General features: G+C 41.1%; 8 protein-coding genes and 1 pseudogene. All 9 read left to right on the plus strand.

The window, feature by feature from the left end; genetic code table 11:
- The coding region (locus B3O33_RS08220) for an N-acetylneuraminate synthase family protein (RefSeq protein WP_292363373.1) at nt 1-1,436 on the plus strand (1,436 nt) is incomplete at its 5' end.
- Nucleotides 1,429-2,472: a GDP-mannose 4,6-dehydratase gene (locus tag B3O33_RS08225; protein WP_292361485.1), complete on the plus strand. Its 1,044-nt coding sequence runs from the start codon at nt 1,429-1,431 to the stop codon at nt 2,470-2,472. The genes B3O33_RS08220 and B3O33_RS08225, both read left to right, overlap by 8 nt.
- Complete coding sequence (locus tag B3O33_RS08230; protein WP_292361486.1) at nt 2,465-3,409, plus strand: dihydrodipicolinate synthase family protein; 945 nt, start codon at nt 2,465-2,467, stop codon at nt 3,407-3,409. The genes B3O33_RS08225 and B3O33_RS08230 overlap by 8 nt, the downstream gene beginning before the upstream one ends.
- A gap of 2 nt (nt 3,410-3,411) precedes the next feature.
- A pseudogene (locus B3O33_RS08235) lies at nt 3,412-4,107 on the plus strand (acylneuraminate cytidylyltransferase family protein); the annotation flags it as partial.
- An 8-nt stretch (nt 4,108-4,115) separates the two neighbouring features.
- The gene (locus tag B3O33_RS08240; protein ID WP_292361488.1) at nt 4,116-5,603 is read left to right on the plus strand and encodes a hypothetical protein; all 1,488 of its coding nucleotides are present in this window, start codon (nt 4,116-4,118) and stop codon (nt 5,601-5,603) included.
- Nucleotides 5,596-6,507: a glycosyltransferase gene (locus tag B3O33_RS08245; protein ID WP_292363374.1), complete on the plus strand. Its 912-nt coding sequence runs from the start codon at nt 5,596-5,598 to the stop codon at nt 6,505-6,507. The genes B3O33_RS08240 and B3O33_RS08245 overlap by 8 nt, the downstream gene beginning before the upstream one ends.
- Nucleotides 6,508-6,509: 2 nt before the next feature.
- Nucleotides 6,510-7,337, plus strand: a complete 828-nt coding sequence (locus tag B3O33_RS08250; protein WP_292361490.1) for a class I SAM-dependent methyltransferase — start codon at nt 6,510-6,512, stop codon at nt 7,335-7,337.
- Nucleotides 7,316-7,903, plus strand: a complete 588-nt coding sequence (locus B3O33_RS08255) for an acyltransferase (protein ID WP_292361491.1) — start codon at nt 7,316-7,318, stop codon at nt 7,901-7,903. The genes B3O33_RS08250 and B3O33_RS08255 overlap by 22 nt, the downstream gene beginning before the upstream one ends.
- Nucleotides 7,893-8,433, plus strand: a 541-nt coding sequence (locus tag B3O33_RS08260; RefSeq protein WP_292363375.1) for a class I SAM-dependent methyltransferase, incomplete at its 3' end; no start/stop codon positions are given. The genes B3O33_RS08255 and B3O33_RS08260, both read left to right, overlap by 11 nt.

Raw genomic sequence — 8,433 nt, forward strand, 5'->3', positions numbered from 1 at the left:
ACAAGCCGGTTTATCTGTCGCTGGGTTGTCACAATGAAGCAGAGATCGATGATGCCATCAGTCAATTCAAGGGTGATAATTGGCTTGCCCTTCATTGCGTATCCAACTATCCGGTATCGCTGACAAATTCCCGTTTAGGCTATCTACAGCACATGGCGAATAAATGGCAACGTCCATTTGGCTACTCAAGCCATGACAATGACTGGGAAGTGACATTAATTGCAATGTCTATGGGAGCTACAGTTATCGAGCGGCATATAACCTTTGATAAAGATGCGAATGGGCTGGATCACACCACAAGTTCAACCCCGGACGAATTTTCTCGCATGGCGATGTTCGCAGACCATATCGGATTACTGATGGCGGGGAATGGTCCACGAGTTGCCAACCAAGGGGAACTCCTTAATTTGCAAAATCTTGGTCGTAGCTTTTATGCAAAACAGGCTATTAGCGCCGGGGAAATAATTAAACCAGAGCAGTTAGTTTTCCGCTCCCCCAGAGTTGGTCTGGGGCAAAATGAGATACAACCTTTTCTGAAACACCCTACAGTTCGGGAGGTAACGCCCGGGCAAGTATTAAGTCGTTCTGTTTTTGAAAAAACACCTCCAGTATCTGACACCGCTATAGATTTTGCACGTAGCCGGAAAATTGCCATTCCAGTTAGATTGCATGATTTGGCTGGCATTGAGCAAAAATTTCCGGTGGGTGCTTATGAGTTTCATTTATCCTATGGCGAAGTTCTATCTGAGGTAGATGCAAAACAATACAATGCTGATAATCGATACAGCATTCATTTGCCCGATTACATCAATTCTACTCAGCTGATGGACCCATTCTCGGCAGATGCATTACAAGCAGAGCAAAGCCAGAATATCCTCCAGCGAACAGTCGATTTAGCTGATGCACTACAGCAACATACAGGGCAGCATGTACCAATCGTAGGAAGCTTCTCTGTTGTGCATGAATCTATTGAACAGTTTTATCAGCAGCACTCGCAGTTAATAGAGGGGTTTCGAAAACAAGGCGTTTCCATTCTTCCCCAGTGGTTACCTCCCATCGCATGGTATTTTGGTGGTTCTGTCAAACTGGAAGCCGTAAATCAACCCAGAGACGTTGAGTTAATTGAACGGTACCAATTACCGATATGCATGGATGTTTGTCATTTATGTATGGGTGACAGTGTGTTTGATTTTGAAGCTACAGAGGTTATTAAAAGACTTTCAGGTTTTATTCAGCATGTACATATTGCAGATGCTGCCGGAATTGATGGTGAAGGACTTCATTTTGGTGAAGGGGACACAAAAAACATGCCGGCAATTAGCTCTGTAATGGATTTGGACTGTATGAAGGTCATTGAAGTCTGGCAAGGACATCTTGATGAAGGAGCCGGGTTTGCAAAGGCATTAAACAGATTAGCCGAGTTGTTTGATGATTAACTATAAGACAGCACTGATCATTGGGGCAACAGGACAGGATGGAGCGCATCTGGCTCAGCATCTATCGACTGCCGGATGGACAGTCTATTGTGGGTTTCGCAGAGGTTCAGCATCAAAAACCTGGCGATTACATCACCTGAATATTCTCGACAAGGTTAAGTTAGTCAATATCAATATTGATGAACCGTTTAACTTGAATGATGTTCTGAAATCTATTCAACCAGCACATATTTATCACTTTGCCGGCGAGAGTTTTGTTGCGGATTCTTTTATTCATCCCGTGACAACACTTCAGGCCAACACGTTAGGTACGCTGAATGTGCTGGAAGCTATCCGGCACACTGTGCCGGAAGCCAGATTGTTTTTTGCTTCAAGCTCTGAGGTGTTTGGTCCGGCTGCACCCAATACGTTACTTAGTGAGGAAAGCCGGCTTAAACCGGCGAATCCTTATGGTATATCCAAACTTACTGCTCAAGAGTTAGTTCGGATGTACCGCGAGACATATAATCTTCATGCTTCAGTTGGCATTTTATTCAATCATGAAGGGCCATTACGCGGTCGAAATTTTGTGACGCGGAAAATTTCATTTAACCTGGCTAGATTAAAAATAGATAATGGTATACCTATTGAATTGGGCGCACTATCGTCAGCGAGAGACTGGGGTGCAGCAGAGGATTACACTGCCGCCATGATGAGCTTGTTAGAACAAAAAGAAGCCGATGATTATGTATTTGCGACGGGTAAATTAACAACTGTTAGAGATTTCCTGCGTTTTTCTGCTATTGCAGCCGGATTTGACCCATTGTTTGAAGGTACGGGCGTCGATGAAGTTTGCGTGGATAAATCTTCAGGAATGCCTTTAGCTGTGGTATCAGAACGTTATTTCAGACCTTTCGATACTAGTGCAAGAGCCGGCAATGCTAAAAAATTACTAAACAAAATAAATTGGCAGGGTTCCAGATCGGTTGAAAAAATAGCAACTGAAATGGTATTCACTGATATTGACAGAAGAACAAAAGGAATCACCAATGTATGAACATTTGAAACAGGGGCTGGAAGGTTGTGTTTACACTGTATTCACTCCTTTTGATGAACAGGAAAATATTGATTATGAGTCTCTGGAACGATATCTGAATCATCTCTACATTGGTGGTGCCAGAAAGTTTTATGTAATGGCTTATAACTCACGTTATTCTCAGTTGAAACACTCAGAAATTATGGAATTGAATGAGTTTTGTATAAAACTGCTGAAGCGGCTTGATCCTGAAAACATTGTGGTGGTTGGTGATCCTATCCATTGCTCGACCAAAGAAAGTACTGAATTCGCTGTCCATGCAAAAGAAACCGGTGCCGATTTGATCTCATTGATTGTGCGAGAAAAGTATTTCAATGATGAACAGATCTTGGATCATTTTGCTGAAGTCGGCCGAAATTCAAATATGCCTATCCTGGTACATGAAATGCCATTTTTATCAGGTTATGACGGTACTCAAATGCATTGGCCGCATTCATTATTCAGAAAACTGCCCAGTATCCCTGAAATCGTGGCGTTGAAAGAAGATGCAAAAGATTTTGAAACTACTTGTCTGGCTCTGGAACTTGAGCCGCGCATACGGGTAGTGATTGCAGGACGTAAATCAACATTGATGCAATATAAGCCTTTTGGAGCTAAGTCCTATCTGAATGGGATTTCCATGCTCGATGCCCGTATTGGTGAAGCGTTTTGGCAAGCATGGAAAAATGATGATCAAAAAACAATCGATTTTATTCTGAATCAACTTGAAGCACCGTTCTTTGACCAATGTGCCTCAAAATATGGTTGGCACAGAACAAACAAAGCGTTATTGCAGGCCGCTGGCTTTATGCATCGCCGAGATCGGATGCCTCTGAAACATTTGAACGATACCGAATATCAGGAAGTTGTCACCGTCCATAATCAAGTAGACAAAGCTATCCAGGACTTTTTCAGCTAATGGCTTATGTGGCATTTGTACCCGCTCGATCCGGCTCAAAACGATTACCCGGTAAAAATATAAAAATGCTGGCTGGCAAGCCTCTCGTGGTTCACACATTAGAGGCTTTTGTTAACGCGCAAAAGGTTGATAGGGTTATATTCTCGACTGATTCTCAAGAATATTGGGATATCGCTAATCGCTATATTAAAAGTGATAAACTGGTTCTTGATTATCGTGAACCCGAGCAGGCGGGAGATAAAGTAAAGATTTTTGACTACCTGAAAGACGGTTATCAAAAGATATTCTCAGACCCGAATGATGTATTTTTGATGGGCTTACCTACCGTACCCTTACGTAACTCACAACACATTGACGAAGCAATCGAACTTTTTGAAGAAAAGGGTAAACCGGTTTTTTCTGCAACTGAATATGGATTCCCTATCTCATTTGCATTCTATGATGAGGGGGATCAGTGGACACCTGTTTTTGAACATAGTCCAATGTTGACAGGTAATACACGGAGTCAGGATCAAAAAATTGCTTACCATCCTAATGGTGCAATTTATGTCAGAAAAATCAAGGATTTTCAAAATTCAAAACTATTAACACTTTATCAAAACGCTGTGCCTTATCTGATGAGTCGCACGCATTCAGTGGATATTGATAATCCCATTGACTTTTTAGTCGCAGATGCGATTCTGGCAAGCGGGAACTAAAGTCTCGAATGACAGGAGAGGAAAAATTAACCGCTTTAATGACGGAGTTGTTTGATTGGATTGAACAGCAACAACCAGACTATCTGACTTATAAAAATAATTGTCTGCGTGGAGCATTTGAGCGTTATTTTTATTTTGAAGCTATGGCTAGGCCATATAGCTTACTACCCTTACTCAAGTTCACAAAACCATGGCGTAATTCAGCCAAAGAGTCGGATTTAACCAAAACATTCGATCGGTATTGGGAAAATTCGTCCGAAATTTCGCTTACCAAAAGGCTGTTTACAACCTCTTTACCTTGGTTACGTTTAGGCAGAGATTATTATCGCTCTATCATTTCAAACGTCTTATCTGCCAAATCAGTTAGCAGTACTGAAAAACGACCTATTGGTTTTTTTGCCATAAATTGCCGATTTGTTGATTTCTTCCAACCTTTGGTATCTGAATTTAAATCAACTACATGTCTTTTTTTCTCATCACATCCCATGTTGATTTCTGGAAAAGTAAAAGAACAAGGAGCATGTCCAGCGTTATTGCCAATGCCGAAAGGTTTTTCTTCTGGATTGAGCTTGTCAGTTTGGCATCCATTGTTTCCTGTTTATCTACGTCTATGCATGTTTTTTCAGCAGGCTTATATAGCGCTGCAACAGGAGCGTCCAGAAGTACTTTTATTTGCTGAGGGAACCTCACATTATGATGAGTTAATGGCGAGAGCAGCAAAGCAACTTGAGATTCCAACTATCCGAATTCAGAGTGGGCGCGCAGGGGTGTTACATAGTGGTTATCGAAATATGTGCTTTGATGTGATGCTATGCTGGAGCAATGATTTTGTTGAACGTTACCAGAGTGTGTCGCCAAAACCAGCTTATCATGAGATTGGTAGTCCTTTGCTGGATGAATTTCATCGGCTAAATGAACGAAGAGTAACCACCACAAAACCGAATAGGGTTGTTATATATACTCAGCCCGTGAGTAAACATATTAGTGAGCAGGATTATCTGTTGCTTGTTAAATTTGCAGAAGACTTGCTAAAACGTGATGAAAGAATAGATATCATTGTAAGAAAACATCCTGTTGATAAACATCCTGGCTTTGATGACTTACAGCAAAAGTATCCGCATAGAATTAGTCCGATGAATGCACCGGAGTTTTCGTTAGCTGCAACATTGATAAATACCCAGAGTGCAGTGGGCTTTTTTTCTACAACATTGTCCGAGGCTGCTGCATGTGGTGTTATTCCAGTTATTTTACAACTGGATAAGTCACACAGCGTATATCCCTTTCCAGAAAAACACGGTGCAGCAATTGTTGTTGACTCGGCAGAAGCAGCCGTTGATAAGGTATTGCAAATTCAGCAACAGCCTGAACAATTTGATTCAGTTAGACAGAAAATGCAGATATTTTCACAACGATTCCTTGGACCAAACGATGGTCAGTCGATGCAAAGATTAGTAGGTGTAATCAATCAATACATTGATGGTAAAGCCTATGAATAAAGAAACGACATTCGCCCCAATAATATTGTTTGTTTACAACCGACCAGAACATACTCGTAGAACTGTAACTTCGTTATTAAAAAATCCTCAAGCCGAAATGTCTGATTTATTTGTTTTTTCGGATGCAGCAAAGGACAAAAGTGTTGAAGAAACCGTTAAGCAAGTAAGAGAATACATTCGTCAAATTTCCGGTTTTAAAACCGTCACTATTTATGAGCGAGATAGCAACTGGGGTCTGGCAAATTCTGTCATTGATGGTGTAACTCGCATATGTAATGAGTTCGGTAAGGTTGTAGTATTGGAAGATGATTTGCAGGTTTCACCGCATTTTCTGGCGTATATGAATACAGGGCTTGATAAGTATGAGCACGATGAACAAGTCATGCAGATAGCCGGTTATATGTTTCCTGTCGATATTCAATCTAACGAAGATGCTTTGTTTCTACCTCTGACATCCTCTTGGGGGTGGGCGACGTGGCAAAACTCATGGGAAAAATTTGATAAAACAGCTAGTAGTTTCAACACTATAAAAAATAATCCTGACCTGAAAAAGCAGTTTAATTTGGATGGACGCTACCCATACTTTAAAATGCTTGAAGCCCAAAAAAAGGCTAAGGTTGATTCATGGGCAATACGTTGGTACTTGAGTGTGTTTATAAAAAATGGGCTGGTACTGTACCCTAGAAAAAGTTTGGTTGAGAACTCAGGGTTTGATGGTAGCGGTGTAAATTGTGTGGTTAGCGGATTTGATGATACGCCTATTGACGCGACGTTTGAGGTAAAAACGTTTCCTGCTAATAGTGTGACTTCTCCCTTTTTTGATGAACTAATTAAAAAGCTTCCCAAACCAAAGTTCAGCATTAAAGCGTTTCTAAGTCGATTAATTAAGCCTTTCAAGGTATAAACATGCGTAAGCTTATAAAAAAAATATATCACTCTACCTGTAGTTGGATGTATCCACTATTTGGAAAAAAACCATGGAAGCTAGGTTATGTTCCTTACAAATTTTCATCTATCAATACTGCTATCAATGATCCACTTCTCGATATAACAAGATTGCCAGATGGTTATGGCTTTAGGCTTGATGAGAGGGTTGTTGAATATCTGTGGTTTTTCCAGTCTTTGCCACATTCAGCAGGAAGAATCCTTGATGCCGGTTCGATCCTCAACTATTCGTTTCTTCTCGATCATAAAAAACTACAGAATAAGAATTTATTTATATCAACCTTGGCACCAGAGCAGGATGCCTTCTGGAACAAAGGGGTTTCATATATCTATGAAGATTTGAGAAACACCTGTTTCAGAAATGATTATTTTGACTGGATCACGAGTCTTTCGACTATTGAACATATCGGTCTGGATAATACAATGCTATATACCAGTGATGAAGCAAAGCGTGAGAGTGATGGAGACGGTTATCTTGCTGCAATAAAAGAGTTTCATCGAATTCTTAAGCCAGGTGGAAAATTATTTCTCAGTGTTCCATTCGGTGAGCACAAAGTGCGTGGTTGGTTTCAGATATTTAACGGTGAAATGGTGGACAGTATCAAGGCAACTTTCTCACCGACGGAAATAAAAGAAAACTACTTTCAGTATCATGAAAGCGGATGGGTTAATTCTTCACGTGAACTTGCCAGTGATGCCACTTATTTTGATATTCATACCGAAAAAGATTACGGCACTGACTATGCTGCCGCATCACGTGCAGTTGTATGTTTAGAACTTACAAAATAGCTTTAAAAGCTTTTATCAGAAAGCTTTTACAGTTTAGGGAATTCACTGGAGCAGCCAGTGTTGTGCTTTATCCCTCGGCAAAAATTATCAACATACCAGGAAAACCAGAATTAATTTCAATTGGTTCAAATAGTCATGTTCTGGGGGAGCTTTTGGTGTTTGCCCATGGAGGAAAAATTGTTGTTGGAGACGATTGTTATGTGGGAGAAGGTTGTAGGATTTGGTCGGCTGGCCGTATCTCCATCGGCAACAGGGTGTTAATTTCACATAATGTCAATATTTTTGATAACCATACCCATCCAATACGCGCCTCAGAAAGACATGAGCAATTCATGAATATTGCAAGCGTTGGTCATCCATCTTCAATAGACCTTGATGAGTCTCCGGTTATGATAGCTGATGATGTTTGGGTTGGTGCAATGGCAACAATCTTAAAGGGTGTAACCGTTGGTGAAGGTGCTATCGTCGGAGCTGGAGCCGTGGTGACTAAAGATGTGCCACCGTGGACTATTGTTGCTGGCAACCCAGCCAAAATAATCAGAGAGATAGGACCCGATGAGCGATAAAACCTTTGTCTCCTGGGAGGCGGCAGTCTCATGGTTAATGAATCAACCGGATAAACAACAATTAGTTCGGGATTGTTATTATGATCCATCCGTCCAGCAAGCTGCGGAGAGATATTATAATAGCCCGGAGTGGCAAGCTATAAGCCGATATGTTCCAGATTCAAAAGGTTTTGCAATGGACCTTGGGGCAGGACGTGGGATAGCCAGTTATGCTTTAGCTCGTGATGGCTGGCAAGTAGCCGCGTTAGAACCAGATAGCAGCGAGCTTGTTGGAGCTGGCGCAATCAAAACGCTTGCTTTGGAGAACAACCTGCCTATATCTGTCTCTCAGGAATTTGGCGAGAGAATTAATTTTGATGCAAATACATTTGAGCTGGTTTTTGCCCGACAAGTATTGCATCATGCAAATGATCTTGAACAGTTATGTGCAGAATTATTCCGTGTCTTAAAGCCAGGAGGCAGTTTAATAGCCGTTAGAGACCATGTGATTTCATCAAAAAAAGATTTAGCTGCATTTTTTGATGTGCATC

Origin of the sequence: Methylophaga sp. UBA1464, assembly GCF_002325665.1 — a bacterium.
Taxonomy (GTDB): Bacteria; Pseudomonadota; Gammaproteobacteria; order Nitrosococcales; family Methylophagaceae; genus Methylophaga.